Below are 19,295 nucleotides of genomic sequence, written 5' to 3'. Positions count from 1 at the left end.
CCTTATAGGCACTTATATTCTAAGTGCCTATAAAAGAAATTGCATCAGCATTCAGCCGTTTACCATCAGAGATAGCCTCATTAAGTAAATCTATCATCTGCCGACCCGTAAACAAGGTATCAGATGGAATCTGAATTGTTGTGGTCTGAGTCGGCAAACTCGGCTGTTCAGCATTCGGCGTAACTGACGTTGATGGAGTACTTGCACTACCAACAGCAGCTGTTGAATCACTATCAGACATTACTGCTTTAGCCTGGGCAGCACCAAATGCTACTGCAGCGGCTGCAGCGGCAAAACCTAAAGCTGGCCCGACAATAGGAATACCTGCAAGAGCCTTATATGAAGCAATCGCAGCAGCATAGGTATCTTTACCAATCTGATAAAGTGCCATAGCTTTTTGCACTTCTTTAGCTTTTTTCGCGTGCTTAGAGTTACTGTTAGCAATGGCATCAAGCCCTTGCTGATAAAAACCGACCATTGTCGCTCTATCTTTCTTGGTTTTAGCCTGCGTTTGAGCCTCAGAAGCTGCTTCAATTTGTCGCTTCTGATCATAATAATGCTGATCCAGTGCAAGTAATGAAAGCCTAAATTGCTGTTCACTCAAAAAGGTCTCATCTTTTAAAGTCTGACGTATCTCTTTCTCACGAAGGTAAGCAATTTCGAGATCTGTAGCAGCTTTAGCAATTCTTTCATCTTCAGTAGAAGGTGCCTCATAAGAAAAATCACCAAGATTGGTTGATTGCATTAGTAAAGTAGCATTTTGCTCATTCCACTTTTGAGCATCAATAATGCCAGTTGCATAAGCTTTGTTAACAATACGAATTGAATCAACCAATTGATCATACGCTGCTAGTTCAGGATTTTTCATACCTTCAGCAAGAGACCGATATTCTTGCATTACAAGTATTTCATTTTCTTTAGACAGAAGTACTTGCTGTTGTGCAGGCAGCATGTCTGCATACTTTTTCTGCTCCAGATCTTTCAATTGGCGTGCAATTGGATCAAGTATTCTTAACTGAGCAATTTCCTGATCTAAAGCTTTCAGATGATCCTGGTATGCCTGCTGATTTTTTCGTATATCCAGCTCCTGGGCTAAAAGCATGATCCGCTGCTTTTGCTCTGTATTAAGCCTGGATAAAGAGCCATATTGAAGATCATAAGAGATCTTGGCCAAGTCTCCTGTCTGACCTACTAAAGCGATCTGTTCATTTAAACTGGCAATCTGTGAGTTATATGAACTGGTGAGGCTATCAACTTTTTCAGCTTTTTCTTTAACCTTCTTTGCACTCTTAGTTTCAGCATTATCAAGTGCATTTAAAGTTGAAGTAACCCGACTGGCCACAGCAGCAGACTTGGCACCAGATTCTTCTTTAAGTTGATTTACCGCTTTAATTGTCGTGTAAGCATTCTGCATTGAACCAATGCCGTCATCATATGCATTGTAATATTCATCTACAGCCTGTTTACCCTTAGCCGTTAAGCCTGGCAAATTACGCACTTCAGTATAAAATCTGTCACGTGTAATCTGGCCAGCTTTTAACTTGGCATCAAGCTCGGCAGCTTTATCAGCACTTGTAGCAAATCCATAATCAAACAGATCCACGTTACCGCGTGTACGAGTACCACGGGTACGATAGCCGAAAGTATCCTGCCGCTCTTTTGAAGCTGCTTCAAGATTGGCTTTTGTTTCCTGAATTGTCAGTTGTGCATGTTCGAGTGCCGCCTGCCGTCTTGCCAAATTCAACTTTTTCAGCTCGGCGACCTGTTCACGTACTGAGCCAGTCATACGCTCAACAGCACCACGGGCGCTTTCTGAATTATTTCGCATTAACAGATAACCAGCCGCCACAGTGCCAACTGTAACAGCCAAGCCTACCGGCCCCGTTAAAACGCCCAACAAGCCCATAACCGACATACGGCCAGCGGTCTTTGCGGCAGTGTGGGCATTCTCGGCAGCAGTCGCAACCCGTGTAGCAGTTGCATCTGCAAGTTTAGCTTCAGCCAAGCGGACAGCCGCACTTGTCTGCTGTGAAGTAGTAGTAGCCGAAGCCACGGCAGCACGTGCTGCTGCCAGATCTGCTGCTGCTGCACCAGCCTGGGCGCGTGCAATACGTAACAGGCTACCGGTACGGGCAACTTCAGCTGCTGTAGCACGTGCATCCGCTGCGGCTTTATCAAAGGAGGCTTTTACGCCTTCATAAGTTGCTACTGTTAAGGCTCGAATTCTGGTTGTCGCAATCACGATTCCACCAACCATTGCCGCATCAGAAACGAGATCCAGATTACGTGCAAGCCATTCTAATGAACCAGAAACACCGGAGATAAAATTATCCAGCGTATTACTTTGCACAGCCAAGGCATTAAACTCCTGGATTACACCTGTGACTGACGGCATTAATTCTGTCAGTAAGCGATTTTTAAATGCCTGCGTTGTGATGTGAGTAACATTCAATGCATCATTAAAATTATGTGCCGCTGATACTGCTTCATCCTTTAATGTAAAACCAAGCCTTTCAGCTTCCTGGCGTGCTTCACTTAAACCCTGGGCACCTTGATTTAAAAATGGAATGAACTCACGAAAGGCATCACCACCTAGTCGGGTAGCAATCAGGTTTTTTGTGGCCCCGTCTTCCATTTCTGAAAAACGGTCTGCCACGTCTGCCATAACACTGACGGCATCACGTAAATTTCCTTTAGAATCAACAATTTTTACATTTAATGCATCAAAAGCATTAGCAGCATCGGTATTGCCAAGGCGCGCATCGGCAATACGCTCGTTAAAATCCATGACCACATCGCCGGTGCGGTCAAATTCCATCCCAATTTTCTGGCCAGCAAACTGCAAAACTGACATTTCGCTGGCAGTCACACCCGCCATTTGCGCCAGTTTTTCAGTTTCGATGACTGCCAGGGCGCTATCTTTGGCCATAGTAATCAGCCCAAAAGCTGCTGCTGTGGCAGAAGCTGCAATAGCAGTTCCCATCATTGCAGCATTGGATTTGATACTGTCAAAGTGACTCTCTGCGCTCTCATCTGCATTTCTGACACTTTGTTCAAAACTGGCACTGTCACCTTCTAATAGAATACGGACACGAGCTAAAGGATCACTCGACATTTATATTTCTCCAATAACGTCTGGCGGTACACCAAAAAAGGCTAAAAGATTCTGGCTTATATCTTCAGCCGTCATTTCTTCATCATCAGAACTGAAATCAGATAAGCTAGGTAAACGCTCATACAGCATGAAGTCTGCAGTTTTATAAGGCTCCTGACTGCTTGACCGATTAATATTTGCGATTAAGGTTTTTAAATCAGCGAAATTAATATCCTGGCGGTAGCCACCAAATGGATCTATCTTGTAGAACGCCATCCAATACACCAGTTCCTGGGCAGACACTGTTTTATTAAGCTCTTTAACCGTTCGCCCTAACTGCAATGCAAGCCGAAACTTGAACAACAAATCAGGGCGTTCAATCAGTTTTTTTCAGCTTCTTCCACTGCATTTTCACGCATTCCGTTTACATCCAATGCTTTACGGAATAAAGGCTCAATCAACCAGGACGGTAATTTACGAACCTGCTCAAGAGAAACATCTTTGAAGAATTCATTACCGCTTTCATCTACTGCACAGGCTTTCACTAAAGGCCCGCGAATTGTCATAAATCCAGCATCTTCTTTTTTAGGTAAAGCTTCTTCATAGGCTTCTTTTTCTTCAATAGATAGTGACTTAACGCCAATACGTCCCACCTTTTTAATATCTACATATTCAACCTTTACCTGGTCAGCCAGAGCCAGAATTGCTGTTAGATTTGCGAAATTAGTCATAATAAAATCCAGTATTTAGAGTTTTAAGGAATAAAAAAAGCCGGCATATTTGCAGGCTTTAAAATAAAAGTTCTGTTTTAAACAATTGGCCAGATCTGACCATCTGTATTGCTGATAATGACTGTACCGTTTGGCTTGAGTGAAACTGTAATCCGGTTTTTCTTGGATTTCTCACTGCCTGGCTTCCAGCTCAGAATTGAAGCATCAAACTGATAGGTTAATGCTTTAGCATCTGGACACATAATTCGATAGGTTCGAACTTCTTTGTTACGGAAAGCTCGGTACATATCACGTTGCTGTGAGCTGCCAGAAATTTGCAACATCTGTATTTCCAGGGCTTCATTTTGAAATGGGCCGGCGGGCACGCCTACGGTGTCATCATCATCTAGTGTGGTGACATCATCTTCAGCAACAGTTGAGCCTGGCAAGGGTAATGTGACTACTTCAGCCACATTTTCCCATGCTTTTGTTGCAGGGTTCTGCATCTGCAGCTTTGTTTTCTGGTTATCCACCAGTCCTGTTTTAACAGTCATGAAATGCTCCTATAAGCATTGAAATATATAAAAATCCAGTTGCTGATAATGCAAATTTGTAGGCTCGTCATAATCTGAGCGATCCCCCAAAGATTCACACGCTGCCAGATTTTGTTCTGACATAAGGTATTTAACTTGGCTGGCGAGCTTTTCAGCCGCAAGCTCACTTGAGGCATAAATATTGAGCTGCATCCGCACCAGGTCATGACCGGTATATCCCTCAATTGTGTTTTCAGCTACACCGGAAACTTTGAGATACGTCATGTACGGGAGTACTGTCTTTCCAGACTCTGGCTTTGGATCTGGCCAAACCTCATTTTTGAACAGGTCTTTTAATGTTGTATAAACAATTTCACTGGCAAGCATTAGTCTTCATCCACAAGCTGATTAAGTTGACGGTTCACAACCTGCTTTAACCTCTGCCGCATTTTTGTTTTAAAACGCTCTACAGAAAGCTCCTTATTAAAGTCATAAGCCGGCCTGATAAAAGGTACAGCCGTGATGGTAGGTGTACCGTATTCAATAAAGCGCCAGTAAAATGCTTTGGATCTGATATAAATCCCTACGCCTACACTTCGCTCCAGGCGAACACGTTTTCGGGCTACAGCCTTTTTCAATGTACCTGGCGTGACCAGTCGCCGACTGTTATCAGCATTACCTGCCCGACGCTTTTTAGCTGATCCACGGTAATACCGGTAATAAGCCTGGTCTGCTGCTGGAGCCGCTTCTTTAACCTGCTTAAACATCGGAGTAGAGGCATACATTAGTGCTGATTGAACTTCTTTTTCATTGCCCAGACCCAACAGAATCTGCAGCTGCTTATGCATGTCATCCAGCCCTTCAACTTTCAGTGAAGATTCCATCAGCAAGTTCTCCATATGAGCAGAGGCAACGCTGCTTATGATCCTCACGAACAGGCAGCACCCCTTGAACTTTGTAGACCATATTCTTGTCCACATCCCTGATCAGATAATCTGCTCTCATTTCAAAATCCAGATCCCGAATAATAAAGTTTGCGACTAATGCAGAGCCTAAAGTTCCGGCCTGCCGAAAGGTATTTGTGCTGACCGGTTTAATTGCTGCCCATGCCTGACCAATCACTTTTGCCTGGGGAATAAGGCCACCAGCTGAATCACGGTCTTTGCCCATCGCAATAATTTCAATAAAACAGTCAAGTTCACCAGAGGTTTGCATTTACAGGCCCATCCTTTTATATGGCCACATCAAACGTATACAGGTCTGATTAATCTTCAAATCTGTTGCCTGCTGTGCTTCACGGTTCGCGTATAAATCCGAGACAATCAACAAGACAGCAGCTTTTAAACTCGCAGGTAATGCACCGTCTTTTTCTAGTAAATCTTCATCAAGCGGACGATCAATAAAATGCAGAACATTATCTAAAGCTGCTTTGATGAATAAGCTGATTAAATCGTCTTCACGGCTGTGCAGTACCCTTAACTGTTGTTTAGCCTCTGCTAGAGTGACCAGTTCATCCATAAAAAAAGCCTTTTCTTGACATAAAAAGAGGAATAAAAAAGCACCCCGAAGGGCGCTTTTCATGGCTACCAATTAAGGAACAATAGGATCTGCTGGCAAATCACCTGCAACACATGCATCAGGAATTTGCACGCCACAACATGCACGCATTTCTGCACGCAAAGTACCTAAGTTTTTACGGAAGTTATCTTTATCTTCAGTTGAAAGTTCAACCGCAACATCTTCGCGAATAAAGCCCGCAATACCTAATGAGATATTACCAACCCAATATTTACCCAATGTCATTGCTGCTGAAAGCACCACTGGCAAGCCCCAAAGCACAGGCTGAACTGCTGCACCAGGTGAACCAAAAATATAATGGCCATCATCACCTTTCAAACGTTCAATTTTGCCCCAATCTTCAGGATTCAAAATCACCGCTTCAGGCAGTAAGCCAGTTGAACCTGCTTTATATTTTGCACGGCTGATCACATCAACTGCCGTGTCATCTGCTTCTGCAGTCACTGTTTCATGGTTGCCCGCTTCAAGTAAGCCACTGAATGATTTAGCAGTACCACCTGAAACGCCATCACCAGCAACGATATAGGCCTCAAGTTTAAGGCGGACACCATACGCCAAACGACCTTCAATATATGATGCCAATGTAGGCATATCTGCCATCGTTTGTAATGAAATGACAATCCAATGCGCTACGGTACCCGCTTTAAGATCAACCACTTCAAAAGTTAAGTTAGATTCTTTCTTTTCAGTACCTTCAGGCGTAAGTTCTGCCATGATGTCATAAGCAGATTCTTGTAGTAATGGCACCAATTCAGCTGTAATTGGTATGAAGCTAATCCAGTCCAAAATGGTCATTGGACGTTCCACAGTACGGCTCAAATCATTTTGAGCCAATGATGCTGTTGCACCCATTCCTGCCAAGGTCACGATGTTACGTGCCTGAACGCCATCCAAACTGAATTTACCACGAGCACGACAAATGGCATTGGCTTGATCTGCAACTTCCTTATTTCGAATCAGTAAAGATGCAACAGTGTGAGGATCTGCACCACGCTGTTGAACACCATTAATCAGCTTTTGCTGCAACTCCTCAATTTCACTTGCCAATTTTTTGTTTTCTTTAGCGCGTGTTTCTAATTCAGTTTTAAGATCTTCAGGCACACCCTCAAGACGGCCTAAAGCCTCATTGTAACGTGTGATCAATCCATCCAAAGTGGCCATGCGTGTCTTAAGATCAGCACATGCCCGATTATAGTCTTCAGCCGTCTGACGATCACGGGCATTCAAACCCATAAATGGAGAAAGTGGCTGAGCTGTTTGAGTTGCCATTGCGCCCATTGCTAAAGCAACTGCAGTTTTTGAAAGTGCTTTCATATTTTTTTCCATGCATAGAAAATGAAAAACCCGCTTAAAGCGGGTCAGGATATAAAACAAAAATTAAGATATTTGATCCAAGAATGCCAAAGGATCTGGTTCTGTTTTTGGTGGTGGATTTTCTTTTGGTTTATGCACATCTGTTAATCGTGCAATCAATTTTTTCGAGTAATCCCCAGCCAAACCTAGTGAACGCAAAAGTTCTTCAGCATCATCTTCTGATTCAATCGCCTCAATGGTCTGATCATTGATCACGCGCGCTGCATTATCTGAAGGCTCATCCACCACACTGATTTCATACATGTCTGCTCGACGGATTTCAATATGCGTGCCTTTGTCGTCATAGTCCAAATCACCAATAGGATAGAAAGCAATTGAGAATCCATCTACTGTTTCATGCTGGACCATTGCAGCCACATCACGAGCTATCGCTAAACCTGGTGTAAATTCAAGTTCAACATAAAGACCGACATCATCTTCTTTAAGAACTGTATATTTACCAATACGCATGGCCAGCTGTGCATCAACATACCAAAGTCGCCAACCATGGTTGTAATACGCATGAATTTTCTTGGTTCCTGCTGCAAATGCAGCACAGACTTCAGCAAATGCACCACGAATGAATTTTTCACCATGATAATTGATTGAATCCCATTTCACCGCATAACCGCTGATCTTCACGATGCCGGTTTTTTCGTCCTTGTTGATAAATCGTAAGTTATCCGCAACGACAGGCATTCGACGACAATTCACTTTTGGCATGTTTGGCGAAAACTTATTCCGCACATGCAGTTTATTTTTCATCAGCTTTCGCTCCATAAGTACCTTTTTTCATACGTTCAGCAGTGGTCATATTCACTGGAACCAATAAGAAATCACCATTTGCATCTGGTGCATCACCCTCTTCACGACGGATCTCGTTAGGCGATGCCTGACCGCTAAGAATTCGATCTTTATTCGAGGCGATCCGTTGCAGATAAGAAGCTCTCAACAAGTCTTTGGTCTTGAACTCAAATTCGTAATCATCCCAATCTTCACGCGGAAGCAAATGAATACGGATACTTTCTTCGATACGTTCCAAATATGGCCTTAAACCAAATTTGTAAAACCCATCAATAATTTGTTCAATACCACTGCCCCATGCTGTCGCGCCTTCAGTCAAGTACACCAAGATTGGTGGCACACCAAAGTATCGGCAGGCTTCTTCAACTGACATCTTACGAATAGCAATCAGTTCAAGATCTTCAGGAGTCAAACTAATCGGCTCGAACTCCATCCCGCCTTCGAGTACTGCCAGATCACCATCATCACCATTGATCAAAATATCCAATTCACCACGCAAAACATCACGCTGTTCTTTTTTCAGATATTTATCAGTTTTCAATGCCCCTGTTGGCTTTGCACCGTTGGACATCAATCGCGATGTTTTATCATTTCCAGCAAGACCAATGCCGATGGATTGAGCTCCATAAGCAATGGGTGACATCCCCATCAATCCCGTACCAAAAAGTTTGACATGCCAAATGTCCTTTTCAGAATATTCAACTTTTTGACCGTTGATTTGGCACTGATAAATTGGATTACCTTTATCATCTAATTTCAGATCCACAGATCCTGAGTTAATAATCTGAATACTGGTGAGCTTTTTGCCGATGTAATCACGCTTGCCAAAGCTATTGCCTGCGACAAGGTTCAGCATCAACTGCTCAAAAAACTCAACACGGGTCTGATAACGGTTCGGCTTATTGTTTAGCAATCGAATCAGGTCATGATCTTTGACTTGTGTTCGCGTTCCATCCTTATTGATCTCGAACATTTGCAAAGGCAATGTGGCCACAGACTCGACAAGAATCTTAACGCAGGCAAAAACAGCACTGAGCGTCATTGCACTATCGAAATTGACAGGCTTTGCCGTTCTCAAAGTAGAAAGGGGACGATCATGTAATGTCGCCCCCCTTTTATCCTGCTTTGGTCCCGTTCCGCGAACCTTCAGCTTATCGCGATTTGTTTTATCACGAATTTTTGGTTTATCGCGTTTTTTACTCATCGCTTCGCTACCTTAATCATGTCTTGTAACCAGTCATCAATATTTCCGGCATCCTCACCAGGCACCAGTTCAAAAACTTCTTCACGATCCCAATGCATGGCCCGTGATGCCGCAATGATTACACCGACTGCAGCATCAATCTTTTTCCCTGGTGAATTTTTTCGTGGCAAGATCTGGTTATTTACATCTGGCCGTACTGTGACATTACATATACACCATTTGAGAACCGGATCACCGTTATGATGCAGACGGCCTTCAGCTAATAACTGCTCCAGCCAGCGCATAGGCTCAGACAGAAATTTAGTAATTTGAGGAACTTCAACAACATTGATGCCTTCAGATAACAAATTTCCAGTGAGCTGTTCTGCATGATATGGATCATGACCTAACTCATAAAAAGGATTATTACAGTGGAAATCCTCTATATCCCGCTGAATACGGTTAAAATCTGTTGAATTTCCTTCTGTTACAATCAAATGGCCCTGATCACGCCAGACCGGATATTCATCAGGACGCTTTTCACCATTAATTGCTTCTTTGGTATCAACCACATGCTCACTGATATAGTTACTTGTAAATGCATACCAATGAATTTTTCCATCTTTCATTCTTGGTCTGAGACGGCCCCAGGATGCCAGATCTAACCGGCTTGCAAGGTCATAACCACCGAAACAGAGCTGACCCTCAAACGATTCTTCAATAACCTTACTGTCTTCAGCTTTTTCCCAAACAGTTGGTGAGATCCATCCATCGATTGCCCCGACCCATTCATTTAAATGCTTTTGTCGGGTAATACTTTCTTGCTTCGGACTGATTTTGACCTTTTCAAATACCGAATGCAGGTACTTTTCCGTGACTGAAATTCCGTAATTAGGATTTGCTTTAGGCCAGACCTTCGGATCAAGCCAGTCATCACCACGATCCAGGCAAAAGATCATTCCAAAATACTGATCATGGACTGCTTTATTTTTCAGAATATCAACAACCACCTGACGCTCTTGATAACACTTTGAAGTTGTATCATCACCAGCCGTAGAAATCGCAGCAATTAGTGGCTCTTCACGGGCAGCAATACCATTAGAAAGAATGTCATACATATCTGCCGTTTTATGGGCATGTAATTCATCAATAATGGCACCATGCACATTTAGACCGTCTTTTGTTCCCGCCCTATCTTGTGATAACGCTTTAAGCACACTGTTTGTTTCTGTCTGGAACACTGTGTATTGCGAAAATTCAATACCGAAGCGAGTACGCATTTTTGGCGAGTATTCCACCATCTTTTTTGCATCACTAAATACGATTTTGGCCTGCTCTGCTGATGTGGCAGCCGTATAGACTTCTGCCCCCATTTCCCCATCGAGAAAGCCCAGGTATAAAGCGATTGCAGCCAGCCAAGTAGATTTTCCATTCTTTTTCGCGACCTCAATATAGACATATATGAATCGTCTTTTGCCTTCTAAATCGGCCCAACCAAACATATTCAGAGTCGCAAAAACTTGCCACGGCTCTAAAATTAGAGTGTGTCGGGTTCCGTCTGGTTTTAGCTTTGCCAGCTTCCCTTTAACATGCGGGCAAGTTTCAATAAAAAAGAGCGCATGGTGCGCTCTCTCTAAATTCAATTCATATTCAAAAGCCACATCAGGCTCGGCTTTAAATTTTAGTTTTTTAAGTAATCCTTCGGTTTCTTCATCAACCGATCCAGTATCAAAACCTGACCGGCTTAAATCACTTAAAAATCTTTTAACAGCAAGCTTTTCAAGTTGCCCTGCTGTACGTACTCCAGAGCGAACATCAAGACAATACTGGAGCGTAATCTTGAAATAATCACGCATAAAAACTCACATACAATTAACTTTGACGAATACCATATCCGGCGTAAGGATCATTTTCTTCACTTGCTCCAGCTGCTGCTCCCAACAAGTTAAGTTGCTGTGGTTTATTTACTTTCACACTGGAGCGCGCTGCTGGAGTCAGCCCAAATTCACGGGCTGTTTTAATAATCTGTTCTTGCAGTTTATTTCGGATCTGCAGCCAGGCTGCCTGTACCTCAAAACCGTTCGGAGTTTTAGCTACCCATTCTTCAATATTTTTTAATCTTGAAAGAGCTTCTTCATAAGCTGCCATGTTGTCACAGTGCAATCCGAAAACATCACCATCGACTACAGACAATAATCCGGCCTGTACCAATACTGGACCTAAAGTACTCCAGTGCTTTTTTGCTTTTGCATTTAGCCAAGTGGGGCAAGGCGGCATTCCTAGAGCCACAGCAGCATTGGCCACCTGAGCATCTGAATCTCGGTCATCCCGAATACGGGAACCGGTTAAATATTTCTCCTGAAGAGATTTAGGCGGACGGCCAGCAGACATAAGAACCTCCAAAAATTAAAAAATCTTTATTTATTGGAGGTATACCCCCCTACCGAATTTTGACCATAAGAAAATTTGACGGGGGTACGGTCTTTAGCGGAAGGTCATTTTTGACTTTTGACCCCCTATCCCCTATTTACAAATGTTTTGCTAACTGAAGGCCGATAGCAATTCCAAGACAAATTCCAAAGAACCAAAAACACCAGTTGAATAACAACGAATCATCTTCAGAATCATCACCTCCAATGTATTCAATCCGTGGCGGTTCGATGTATGGAGGAATTGGTCGATGGCAAGGTTGATAACCATTGCCGTTTTTTCCATTAAATTTTTTGCATGCTTTACAATTTCCGCATCGTCTTGAGTGAGTCATTTTATCTATCTCTTATCAATCGACACTGAGCATCAACCTCGTCAAGTCTGGCCGGACGTAACCGGTTATAAATTTCAGTACGTGATTGATTCTCACCGTCCCACATAACTTTAAAATTATTGATACATGCCTCAGTCACGACCCCAACACTATCAAATCCGTGAATGTCATCGCGATAGACCACCGGATCACCCAGCAGAATGATTTCTTGACTACTCATAGCTTCAACCCAACTTGGTTTTGAATACTAATAAGGTGATGATAGCGACTAACCAAAGCACAAGGTTAATTAGCCAGTTTCGCCAATCAGTCAGTTTATTTGGTCTAGCTGAATAATGATGCTCATGAAGCCATGCTGTCCAAGCTAGCTGAATTGCTAAGATGCGATATTCACCATTTTCAAAAATAAATAAGCGCTCCCCGTAACAAAAGATAAGGGTAGGAAAATTTGATGATGATCTTACAAATTCTTCAAATGCTTCTCTATCCATGTTCTACAGCCTTAAAGTGTGAGTGATGCAACCGCCCACCGCTGCCTTCTTCATCCTGGACAAATACAGTCTTGTCATGAACTTCAATTACGGTGAACACTGTCTTGTCATCGCAGAGTAAGCATTCCTGAGCGTACTCAGTCACAACCAACAAACGATCATGAACCTGAAATTCATTCTTACTTTCGCGATTAGCCTTATTGATCTGTTTGACCATGAGTGACCAACCGCCCCGATCCTCTGTAGCCGTTTTAATATTGTGATGTGTCTCACATAGTGGCTGCCAGTTTGCTTTATCCCAGAACAGGTTCTGGTCTCCCTTATGCGGCTGGATATGGTCAACGACTGTGGCCGGATTGATATAATCTTTTTTCTTACATTCGATACAAAGCGGATGCAGATCCAAGAACTCTTCACGTTCTTTACGCCAGCGGGCATCATAGCCGCGGCTATGTGAAGTACCACGCTCACGATCTTTCTTTCTGATCTTATCCTGGTGATTTCTGCAGTAGCCTTGATTGGTTGCGTATTCTTTACAACTGCCCACAAGACAAGGGCGTTTAGCTCGTTGAGGTGGACGTTTGCTCATTTCCTATAACCATAAAAAAAAGCTGTATGTCTCTCTGGAAACATACAGCCAAAAAAAACCACCGTTTCCGGTGGTAAAAGAACCTAACGGTTCTGAGGGTTTCTACAGCTCTGAATACAATTACTCATTGTGGAGAAATATAGGTTAAAACTGTTTCAACAGTCAAGTGATTAAATCATATTTATTTTGATTTTTTAGTTGATTGTTGATTTTAGATAAACCAATTTCCATTTCTAACTGGATTAATTTATTTAATTCATCAGCCAGCCCCTTAATTTTTCTTTGTATTTCAGATGCTGATACACCAAGTATGGCAGCACGTGAACGAACTGAAGGTCTGTAACCTGCTGGAACTCTACAATGTTCAATGAGCGATAATACAACTGCTTTATCAACACTATCGCAGCATAGTTGGTTTATCTTTTCAAAAATACATTTATCAAAGTAAGGACGAAGTACAGTTAAAGCTTTTTCAATATCATCAAACGTATTCTGGTTTAGGGCTTTTAAGCGAATCAATTCGTCTTGCACCGGAGTTAATTTTGCAAAACTCATAGCCACACATACATCTGAAGCAGTCAGTACATCATGACCAGAACCAGGCATAGCATCAAAATTTGTAGTTTTAGGATTTAATAACCGTAAATATTTTTCCATGATCATCATCCTTGTTGAAAAACTAAACTATTGTTACGGGTAGAGCTGCATTTGTTACGGCTAAATACTGATTTGTTACGGGTAAATAAAATAAAAATGTATATAAAACAATGATTGTTACGGGTGTTACAGGTGTTACGGGGTAAATCATCTCGCGCGAGAAGTTTTTTTAAAGATTGAGAAGAAAGATTAGAAAGAATAGAAAAGAAATAAAAAATATTTCTCACGTGCGCGCGCGTACAAAAGCCCGTAACAGCCGTAACAGAGTGTCTGAAAGTATTGTGTGGTAAGGCTTTGACACTGTTACGGGGTAAGAGAAAAGCCCGTAACAGACCCGTAACACCCGTAACATTTATATTTGAATTATTAGAGTACAGGCGGTACATCATGAACTCCTTTTAAAGTAGCACGAAATTGCTCAACTTGGGAAGATAGCCAGTCGGCTTGTTTTATCCCTTCAGGTGGATTAGAAGTAAAAACAATACGTCTCTGCACTTCTTTAGGTTTATCCGCATATCCAGTACCTGGACCATTGAGTACACTCTCATAGATCCGGCCATGCCCTTTAGCGACCACCCTTTCTGATGCAACCAAGTTTAAGAATTTATTTGATGCAATAATTTTCTCTCCATTCTTATGGCACCATTCCCTATAAGCTGTATATAGATCGTCTGATAAGCAGCAGACAAAAGGATATTTAAGATAGCCGCCTCTCCAGTCATCCAGAAATAACTTCCAGCCAGGTAAACCGAACTGAATAATTTTCTGTTTAGCTTTCGTCATAGGTGGTTCAGTATATTCATTAAAATCTGTTAAATCTAAGTTCAACAAGTAAGTATAGAATGCACTAATAGCCTGGCTATCTGGCTCAAGACACAGCTCAATATGTTTTTTTAAATCATCATTTAACTTTTGATTTGGCTCCAATACCAAGAAGCGTCTATCTCTTTCCTCAATCGCAAGTGGCTGCACTTCATTGGATAAAAACACACAATTAATATGATTGTTCTGGCTGTAGCCGGACATAAATTTCTTTTCAATACGGATTTTTTCTCCTGTAATCATGTGCTTAATCAAGCCCATCATGCCGAACTTAGATTTATTGTTAAAAATCTCTTCAAATAAGCAGTAGAGTTTACGTTCAGCCCAATCGGTATAGATAGATTCAAGTCCATTCTGTCCTAAAGTTACAGAGTACTTTTCCCCATAAATACGAGTCATAACCTTTTCAAAAAAAAGTGATTTACCTGAACCTTGAACGGCACTACACATTAATATTGAGGTATTCATCTTTGCACCTGGATGCTGCAGAGGATACGCCAACCATTTCAGAATCCATTCATATGCATTATTTTCATTGCCGCAAAGAAATTTCAGTAAGTTGATAATAGGTATACAAGACTCAAAGGCTTCACCAGCACCCAACATCTGATTATTAGTATCTAGCAACGGTAAAATGATCATTCCATCATATGTATTAATTTGACCTTCCTTAGTTTTCATCGTTGGATCAAAAACAAGATTTTCATGCCAGATCATCCGTTTTTCTTTGGACTTGACCCATAAATCATATGCACCTGCCCAGTTATCTTTCATAACATCTGTGCCAACCAGTTCACGACGAAACGTATCCCAACATGCTTTTTTACCCTCAAGCATGATGAAACGATCAATCATTTCCTTAGCTTTTTTATGTCCGCCATCCTCCAGCCGGCCATCAACGTCATCACGGGTAATAGTTTTACGATGTAAGTGTCCATTCCACTGATCAAAGACTTTTTTACCACCGAGCATTGTAGTAAATGCTGATTTTTTCCAGATTTTCTTTCCATATTCATCCCATATGTTAGTTTCTCCTTCAATCAGGCAAAAACGAGCTAACCATTTTGCCAATAGCTCCTCTTCAGATAGATCAGTATTTTCTGTCGAAATACCCGCGTCCCCTTTCTCCACAACAACAAGATTTTCAGACTCAGCCAGGTCTTGACCCTGAAAATTGTTGGCTGGCTTTTCAGGGGGTTCGGGGGAGAACTGCAAAGAGGAAATAGCAGCCTGGATCTGTCTACTCACCTCTTTCAACCCACAAGCAACATGCAAATCATTGAAGTCTGTATAGACCTTACTATTCATTAACTAGACCCCTTAACCTGGGTAAAATCAGGCAAAATAACAATACCGCCTGTAGCTGCATGTGCTTGATTAGCACATTTAAGCCCAGTATCTTGCTTAGCAGAATCATCGTCTGCACAGTAAACTAAAGTTGATTTTGGATATTTTTGCTTTAACGCTATACCGACTTTAGGAATATTATTGGCTACAAATGCTAATGCGACTGGATGACCAGTAGCCATATGAATACTCATACCAGTGGCATAACCTTCAGCAATACAAATAATATGATTGTCATAAAGATCTGGCTGAATTTCGCCAATTATAAAAAAACAGCCACCAGTCCGGCCTCCACCATATTCCACTGAACCGTCAGCATTTTCAGTACCAGTAATAAAATACTTATGACCATCTGACTCAATAGTCTGCAGGTTCCACATTTTGCCAGAGGCATCATAGGCAGGAATAAGTACATTCCCGTCATGTGTGATTTTAACTTTAGGATCTTTATCAACCTGTTTTGCCTTTAGATAAGGACTTTCCTCACCCAAATAAGCACCGCGCCATATTCCCTCTGCTTTACGTGCTATCTGATCTTGACGTTTAAGTTCCATTTCAAGACGCTCTTTTTCACGCCATTCCTGTTCTTTTTTCCAACGTGCCCTATCTTCATCTGTAATATTTGATGTTGCGTCAAGCCCTACAATAGAAGCAACCTCAGAAAGAACCTCAGGAAAACTTAATCCAGTAACTTTGCTAATTAAATTAAAGCCGTCACCAGGGCCACAATGCTGACAAATATAATCACCAGAGCCTTTTTTATCATCATAACGAAAGCGATCTGTACCACCGCAAGCAGGACATGGTGTTTTCTTTTTAAACCGAACATCAATATTGAAACGTGGAAAGATAACGTCTTGCCATAGGCCAGAAGCTTTCTGCTTTACGTCATCTAATTGGAATCTTGGTTTACTCACACTAACCTCAGCATTTAAAAATATTTAATTCTTTTGGCTTTCAACCATTGCTAGTAATGTTGATGCAACACGGATTAAATCCAGAACATCCTTTTGTATAACGCTATATTCATCCTCTGTAACTTTGTTATCAGCTATAGCCATACAAATGCTCTGTGCCAAATCGCCCTGCTCTTTGGCTAATTTTCCGATCTTATTTAAAAAATCTGTACTAGCAAGACAATCAATTTTAGGCAGCTCGAACCAAGCAGCGTTACCGTGAATAGCGCAAATGCTATCCATGATTCTAGAATCCTGGGTTTCAGAGAGTACTGCCTCCAGGTGATAAATATTTGCTTTATGAGTAGTTGTGGTTGGATTTAATGAACTACGAAAAGTATTTATGTTGAAACAGTTTTTCTCGGCAATTAAAGCCATTAGAGAGTCATCATTAGGACGATATACCGCGGCTTTTAAAGCCATTTCTAAAGACATAACCGTCATTACTTTACGTTGAGTACTTGAAAGATTCATGTTTAAAAAACCTTTAATTATTCATATTTTGGGAATTTTTTAATGGATATATTTATTCCAAGTTGTACAGCCAATGGACAAGCTGAACCTTAGTAAAAGCTCCTTCACTTGCATGTACTAATGCCTCCATCATTTCTGGACGAGGAATCCTAGAGCGATAAATTAAGTGAACTGTTAGATATCTTGCTGTAGTACCAGCTTTTAGCGCGTACCGCTCAAGTTCAGCAGGACTCATATCGGAAATAAATTTATGAAAACTAAATACAGTAGCCATCAAAATCATCACTATATTGATTTAATCAATTTATTATTAACCATTTTGGTGATTTATAGAAAGTACTTTTTTGATTTTTTATTGATTTTTAACGAGAACCATTGATTTTTAATTATTTAAATATACTCGATAATCAAAAAAATCAGTCAGTGGTGACTGTATATAGATGGCTATAGCCATAACTTTGTGGGGATAAGCAGATGTTAAGCGTAACTGAAATTAGAAAAATAAATTTAGAGAAAATGCTTGAGTATACAGATCGTCATTCATTCGCTGAAAAAATAGGTGTTGAATACAACAATCTCAATCAATATTTAGCAAAAAAGAATCCTAAGAATATTGGTAAAACTTTAGTTAAACGTATTACTACATCATTTAATTTGCCAGATGCTTGGTTAGATCATGAACATGATACAGATGTAATAAGAAATATCGTTAGATCGAGTTTTGAGCGCAAGACAGAACTTGTCGCACAAGATGCTAATAATGTTGTAAATAAAGAAACTCACCCTAGTAATTCACTTCTTCACAAAGATAATATTCTTTTAATCACTAAAATTTTAAGAATATTTAAAGGAGAAGATTTGGAAGTTACAAATGCATTAAAACAAACAAAAGCTGTCTATGGACCAGATTTTGTAGAAAATCCTGTTGCATATCAAATCAGTGGTACTGGTTATGCAAAACCCTACCGTGATGGTCATATCCTTATCTGTGAAGATAGCGGGGAGCCAGTGCCTGGTGAAGATGCTTTAATTTTCACACATGATAACAAGGTTTATGCAGGAGAATTCTTATTTTCTACCAATACAATGACTGAAATAATTTCTATTGATGGTTCTAGAGACTCTATTTTGAAAGATAATATCTCCAAAATTTCCCCGATTGCTGCAATGCTTCCACCTAGCAGAATGATCAATTTATAAAGAAAAAATTAAAAAGAAGAGTGAGTTAATCACTCTTTTTTTTCGTCTAAAAAATATTTATGATTATTTAATAAACAAAATTAACAAAATTAACAAAATAATAATTAATCTTTCTTTGATTAAATCAATCATTATTTATTGACTTTTGATTTTTATTTGATTAATAATTCAATTAGTTTTAACCAAAAAGGTGATTAAATGAAAAAATCAAACTTTGATGCTTTAGTTCATCAGCGTCTTATAGCTCAAGATTTTGCTCAACCGAAACTTAATTTTCTACAACGTGCCTGGAGAAAGTTATGTGTATTGAAAACAGTATGAAACAAATTGAAGCCGCTATTTCAGCTTTAGAACACGCCCAAAACCGTGATGCACTGCTTTATGCACACGGTCAGTGCAACGCTTTTATTCAAGCTGCTTTTGAAGTTGAACATCTTGATCAAAAAGAAAAGCAGATATTGGAACGTAAGGTCCGCAATATCTACAGAAAACAGATTACAGGTGAAGCAGCATGATTGAACATCCATGCCAGGATAAATGTCCTGAATACCAAGATGAACAGTGCTGCCACTGTTTAATCTCCCCAGCAATAAAAACGCCAACAAGTGATGAAGAAAAGTTTCTACGGCTGGCGACTGAAGCTAAAAAGGAAATTTCATGATTCATGATTTGAGGACTAAAAACCATCTTTTACCAAGTCTTAAAAACTTACTTCAAGCATGTCTGATTTATTCGCGTCC

General features: G+C 40.9%; 25 protein-coding genes. 4 read left to right on the top strand and 21 right to left on the bottom strand.

What is annotated here, in order from left to right; genetic code table 11:
• Positions 1 to 19: 19 nt before the first annotated feature.
• From AC0VYT_RS02645 to AC0VYT_RS02545, 21 genes are all read right to left on the bottom strand, one after another.
• Positions 20 to 3,115: a phage tail tape measure protein gene (locus tag AC0VYT_RS02645; protein ID WP_005016279.1), complete on the bottom strand. Its 3,096-nt coding sequence runs from the start codon at positions 3,113 to 3,115 to the stop codon at positions 20 to 22.
• A complete protein-coding gene (locus AC0VYT_RS02640; protein ID WP_147392470.1) occupies positions 3,116 to 3,460 on the bottom strand; it encodes a phage tail assembly protein T in 345 nt (114 codons plus the stop codon).
• Between the two features lie 14 nt (positions 3,461 to 3,474).
• Positions 3,475 to 3,825 carry a hypothetical protein gene (locus AC0VYT_RS02635; protein WP_005016283.1) on the bottom strand — a complete coding sequence of 117 codons (351 nt, stop codon included), beginning with the start codon at positions 3,823 to 3,825 and terminating at the stop codon, positions 3,475 to 3,477.
• Between the two features lie 77 nt (positions 3,826 to 3,902).
• Positions 3,903 to 4,358 (bottom strand): phage tail tube protein, encoded by a 456-nt coding sequence (locus tag AC0VYT_RS02630; RefSeq protein ID WP_005016285.1) that lies wholly within the window; start codon positions 4,356 to 4,358, stop codon positions 3,903 to 3,905.
• A 9-nt stretch (positions 4,359 to 4,367) separates the two neighbouring features.
• Positions 4,368 to 4,724, bottom strand: coding sequence for a tail completion protein gp17 (gene gp17, locus AC0VYT_RS02625; protein ID WP_005016288.1), 357 nt, complete (start codon positions 4,722 to 4,724; stop codon positions 4,368 to 4,370).
• Positions 4,724 to 5,221 (bottom strand): HK97-gp10 family putative phage morphogenesis protein, encoded by a 498-nt coding sequence (locus AC0VYT_RS02620; RefSeq protein WP_005016290.1) that lies wholly within the window; start codon positions 5,219 to 5,221, stop codon positions 4,724 to 4,726. Before AC0VYT_RS02620 ends, gp17 begins: the two co-directional genes overlap by 1 nt.
• Positions 5,199 to 5,552 carry a head-tail adaptor protein gene (locus AC0VYT_RS02615; protein WP_005016291.1) on the bottom strand — a complete coding sequence of 118 codons (354 nt, stop codon included), beginning with the start codon at positions 5,550 to 5,552 and terminating at the stop codon, positions 5,199 to 5,201. Before AC0VYT_RS02615 ends, AC0VYT_RS02620 begins: the two co-directional genes overlap by 23 nt.
• Positions 5,553 to 5,855 carry a head-tail connector protein gene (locus tag AC0VYT_RS02610; protein ID WP_005016294.1) on the bottom strand — a complete coding sequence of 101 codons (303 nt, stop codon included), beginning with the start codon at positions 5,853 to 5,855 and terminating at the stop codon, positions 5,553 to 5,555.
• 72 nt (positions 5,856 to 5,927) lie between these two features.
• Positions 5,928 to 7,229: a phage major capsid protein gene (locus AC0VYT_RS02605; RefSeq protein ID WP_005016296.1), complete on the bottom strand. Its 1,302-nt coding sequence runs from the start codon at positions 7,227 to 7,229 to the stop codon at positions 5,928 to 5,930.
• Between the two features lie 63 nt (positions 7,230 to 7,292).
• Positions 7,293 to 7,967, bottom strand: a complete 675-nt coding sequence (locus AC0VYT_RS02600; RefSeq protein ID WP_228725419.1) for an HK97 family phage prohead protease — start codon at positions 7,965 to 7,967, stop codon at positions 7,293 to 7,295.
• Between the two features lie 55 nt (positions 7,968 to 8,022).
• Entirely contained in the window at positions 8,023 to 9,276 is a 1,254-nt protein-coding gene (locus AC0VYT_RS02595; RefSeq protein WP_005016300.1) for a phage portal protein, read from the bottom strand.
• Positions 9,273 to 11,111 carry a terminase large subunit gene (locus AC0VYT_RS02590; protein WP_005016302.1) on the bottom strand — a complete coding sequence of 613 codons (1,839 nt, stop codon included), beginning with the start codon at positions 11,109 to 11,111 and terminating at the stop codon, positions 9,273 to 9,275. Before AC0VYT_RS02590 ends, AC0VYT_RS02595 begins: the two co-directional genes overlap by 4 nt.
• A gap of 16 nt (positions 11,112 to 11,127) precedes the next feature.
• Positions 11,128 to 11,646 (bottom strand): phage terminase small subunit P27 family, encoded by a 519-nt coding sequence (locus AC0VYT_RS02585; RefSeq protein ID WP_005016304.1) that lies wholly within the window; start codon positions 11,644 to 11,646, stop codon positions 11,128 to 11,130.
• 374 nt (positions 11,647 to 12,020) lie between these two features.
• A complete protein-coding gene (locus AC0VYT_RS02580; RefSeq protein WP_005016305.1) occupies positions 12,021 to 12,239 on the bottom strand; it encodes a hypothetical protein in 219 nt (72 codons plus the stop codon).
• A 4-nt stretch (positions 12,240 to 12,243) separates the two neighbouring features.
• On the bottom strand, positions 12,244 to 12,510 hold the full coding sequence (locus tag AC0VYT_RS02575) for a hypothetical protein (RefSeq protein WP_005016307.1): 267 nt from the start codon (positions 12,508 to 12,510) through the stop codon (positions 12,244 to 12,246).
• A complete protein-coding gene (locus AC0VYT_RS02570; protein ID WP_005016310.1) occupies positions 12,503 to 13,099 on the bottom strand; it encodes an HNH endonuclease signature motif containing protein in 597 nt (198 codons plus the stop codon). Before AC0VYT_RS02570 ends, AC0VYT_RS02575 begins: the two co-directional genes overlap by 8 nt.
• A 162-nt stretch (positions 13,100 to 13,261) precedes the next feature.
• Positions 13,262 to 13,756: a hypothetical protein gene (locus AC0VYT_RS02565; protein ID WP_005016313.1), complete on the bottom strand. Its 495-nt coding sequence runs from the start codon at positions 13,754 to 13,756 to the stop codon at positions 13,262 to 13,264.
• A 366-nt stretch (positions 13,757 to 14,122) separates the two neighbouring features.
• Positions 14,123 to 15,886, bottom strand: coding sequence for a DUF5906 domain-containing protein (locus AC0VYT_RS02560; protein ID WP_005016318.1), 1,764 nt, complete (start codon positions 15,884 to 15,886; stop codon positions 14,123 to 14,125).
• Positions 15,886 to 16,842 (bottom strand): primase-helicase zinc-binding domain-containing protein, encoded by a 957-nt coding sequence (locus AC0VYT_RS02555; protein WP_005016322.1) that lies wholly within the window; start codon positions 16,840 to 16,842, stop codon positions 15,886 to 15,888. The genes AC0VYT_RS02560 and AC0VYT_RS02555 overlap by 1 nt, the downstream gene beginning before the upstream one ends.
• Before the next feature lie 24 nt (positions 16,843 to 16,866).
• Positions 16,867 to 17,355 (bottom strand): phage regulatory CII family protein, encoded by a 489-nt coding sequence (locus tag AC0VYT_RS02550; RefSeq protein WP_005016324.1) that lies wholly within the window; start codon positions 17,353 to 17,355, stop codon positions 16,867 to 16,869.
• A 52-nt stretch (positions 17,356 to 17,407) separates the two neighbouring features.
• Positions 17,408 to 17,629: a hypothetical protein gene (locus AC0VYT_RS02545; protein WP_050775271.1), complete on the bottom strand. Its 222-nt coding sequence runs from the start codon at positions 17,627 to 17,629 to the stop codon at positions 17,408 to 17,410.
• 200 nt (positions 17,630 to 17,829) lie between these two features.
• Between AC0VYT_RS02545 and AC0VYT_RS02540 the strand changes: the two genes are divergently transcribed.
• From AC0VYT_RS02540 to AC0VYT_RS02525, 4 genes are all read left to right on the top strand, one after another.
• On the top strand, positions 17,830 to 18,555 hold the full coding sequence (locus AC0VYT_RS02540) for a hypothetical protein (protein ID WP_005016330.1): 726 nt from the start codon (positions 17,830 to 17,832) through the stop codon (positions 18,553 to 18,555).
• 198 nt (positions 18,556 to 18,753) lie between these two features.
• The gene (locus tag AC0VYT_RS02535) at positions 18,754 to 18,876 is read left to right on the top strand and encodes a hypothetical protein (protein WP_005016332.1); all 123 of its coding nucleotides are present in this window, start codon (positions 18,754 to 18,756) and stop codon (positions 18,874 to 18,876) included.
• Positions 18,873 to 19,070 carry a hypothetical protein gene (locus tag AC0VYT_RS02530; RefSeq protein WP_227592500.1) on the top strand — a complete coding sequence of 66 codons (198 nt, stop codon included), beginning with the start codon at positions 18,873 to 18,875 and terminating at the stop codon, positions 19,068 to 19,070. Before AC0VYT_RS02535 ends, AC0VYT_RS02530 begins: the two co-directional genes overlap by 4 nt.
• Positions 19,067 to 19,216 carry a hypothetical protein gene (locus AC0VYT_RS02525; protein ID WP_005016339.1) on the top strand — a complete coding sequence of 50 codons (150 nt, stop codon included), beginning with the start codon at positions 19,067 to 19,069 and terminating at the stop codon, positions 19,214 to 19,216. Before AC0VYT_RS02530 ends, AC0VYT_RS02525 begins: the two co-directional genes overlap by 4 nt.
• Positions 19,217 to 19,295: the final 79 nt, after the last annotated feature.

Source organism: Acinetobacter sp. QJM3NY_42 (genome assembly GCF_056173745.1).
The sequence above is the reverse complement of the archived record's forward strand: the minus strand, read 5'-3'. Positions and strand labels throughout refer to the sequence as shown.

Bases quoted from the DNA above. Each gene is read 5' to 3' on its own strand.
- AC0VYT_RS02590 (WP_005016302.1), bottom strand. From the start codon at position 11,111: ATGCGTGATTATTTCAAGATTACGCTCCAGTATTGTCTTGATGTTCGC.
- AC0VYT_RS02585 (WP_005016304.1), bottom strand. From the start codon at position 11,646: ATGTCTGCTGGCCGTCCGCCTAAATCTCTTCAGGAGAAATATTTAACC.
- AC0VYT_RS02570 (WP_005016310.1), bottom strand. From the start codon at position 13,099: ATGAGCAAACGTCCACCTCAACGAGCTAAACGCCCTTGTCTTGTGGGC.
- AC0VYT_RS02525 (WP_005016339.1), top strand. From the start codon at position 19,067: ATGATTGAACATCCATGCCAGGATAAATGTCCTGAATACCAAGATGAA.
- AC0VYT_RS02575 (WP_005016307.1), bottom strand. From the start codon at position 12,510: ATGGATAGAGAAGCATTTGAAGAATTTGTAAGATCATCATCAAATTTT.
- AC0VYT_RS02595 (WP_005016300.1), bottom strand. From the start codon at position 9,276: ATGAGTAAAAAACGCGATAAACCAAAAATTCGTGATAAAACAAATCGC.
- AC0VYT_RS02530 (WP_227592500.1), top strand. From the start codon at position 18,873: ATGAAACAAATTGAAGCCGCTATTTCAGCTTTAGAACACGCCCAAAAC.
- AC0VYT_RS02545 (WP_050775271.1), bottom strand. From the start codon at position 17,629: ATGGCTACTGTATTTAGTTTTCATAAATTTATTTCCGATATGAGTCCT.
- AC0VYT_RS02600 (WP_228725419.1), bottom strand. From the start codon at position 7,967: ATGCCTGTCGTTGCGGATAACTTACGATTTATCAACAAGGACGAAAAA.
- gp17 (WP_005016288.1), bottom strand. From the start codon at position 4,724: ATGCTTGCCAGTGAAATTGTTTATACAACATTAAAAGACCTGTTCAAA.
- AC0VYT_RS02635 (WP_005016283.1), bottom strand. From the start codon at position 3,825: ATGACTAATTTCGCAAATCTAACAGCAATTCTGGCTCTGGCTGACCAG.
- AC0VYT_RS02580 (WP_005016305.1), bottom strand. From the start codon at position 12,239: ATGAGTAGTCAAGAAATCATTCTGCTGGGTGATCCGGTGGTCTATCGC.
- AC0VYT_RS02605 (WP_005016296.1), bottom strand. From the start codon at position 7,229: ATGAAAGCACTTTCAAAAACTGCAGTTGCTTTAGCAATGGGCGCAATG.
- AC0VYT_RS02620 (WP_005016290.1), bottom strand. From the start codon at position 5,221: ATGGAATCTTCACTGAAAGTTGAAGGGCTGGATGACATGCATAAGCAG.
- AC0VYT_RS02630 (WP_005016285.1), bottom strand. From the start codon at position 4,358: ATGACTGTTAAAACAGGACTGGTGGATAACCAGAAAACAAAGCTGCAG.
- AC0VYT_RS02535 (WP_005016332.1), top strand. From the start codon at position 18,754: ATGAAAAAATCAAACTTTGATGCTTTAGTTCATCAGCGTCTTATAGCT.
- AC0VYT_RS02610 (WP_005016294.1), bottom strand. From the start codon at position 5,855: ATGGATGAACTGGTCACTCTAGCAGAGGCTAAACAACAGTTAAGGGTA.
- AC0VYT_RS02560 (WP_005016318.1), bottom strand. From the start codon at position 15,886: ATGAATAGTAAGGTCTATACAGACTTCAATGATTTGCATGTTGCTTGT.
- AC0VYT_RS02645 (WP_005016279.1), bottom strand. From the start codon at position 3,115: ATGTCGAGTGATCCTTTAGCTCGTGTCCGTATTCTATTAGAAGGTGAC.
- AC0VYT_RS02565 (WP_005016313.1), bottom strand. From the start codon at position 13,756: ATGGAAAAATATTTACGGTTATTAAATCCTAAAACTACAAATTTTGAT.
- AC0VYT_RS02615 (WP_005016291.1), bottom strand. From the start codon at position 5,552: ATGCAAACCTCTGGTGAACTTGACTGTTTTATTGAAATTATTGCGATG.
- AC0VYT_RS02540 (WP_005016330.1), top strand. From the start codon at position 17,830: ATGTTAAGCGTAACTGAAATTAGAAAAATAAATTTAGAGAAAATGCTT.
- AC0VYT_RS02550 (WP_005016324.1), bottom strand. From the start codon at position 17,355: ATGAATCTTTCAAGTACTCAACGTAAAGTAATGACGGTTATGTCTTTA.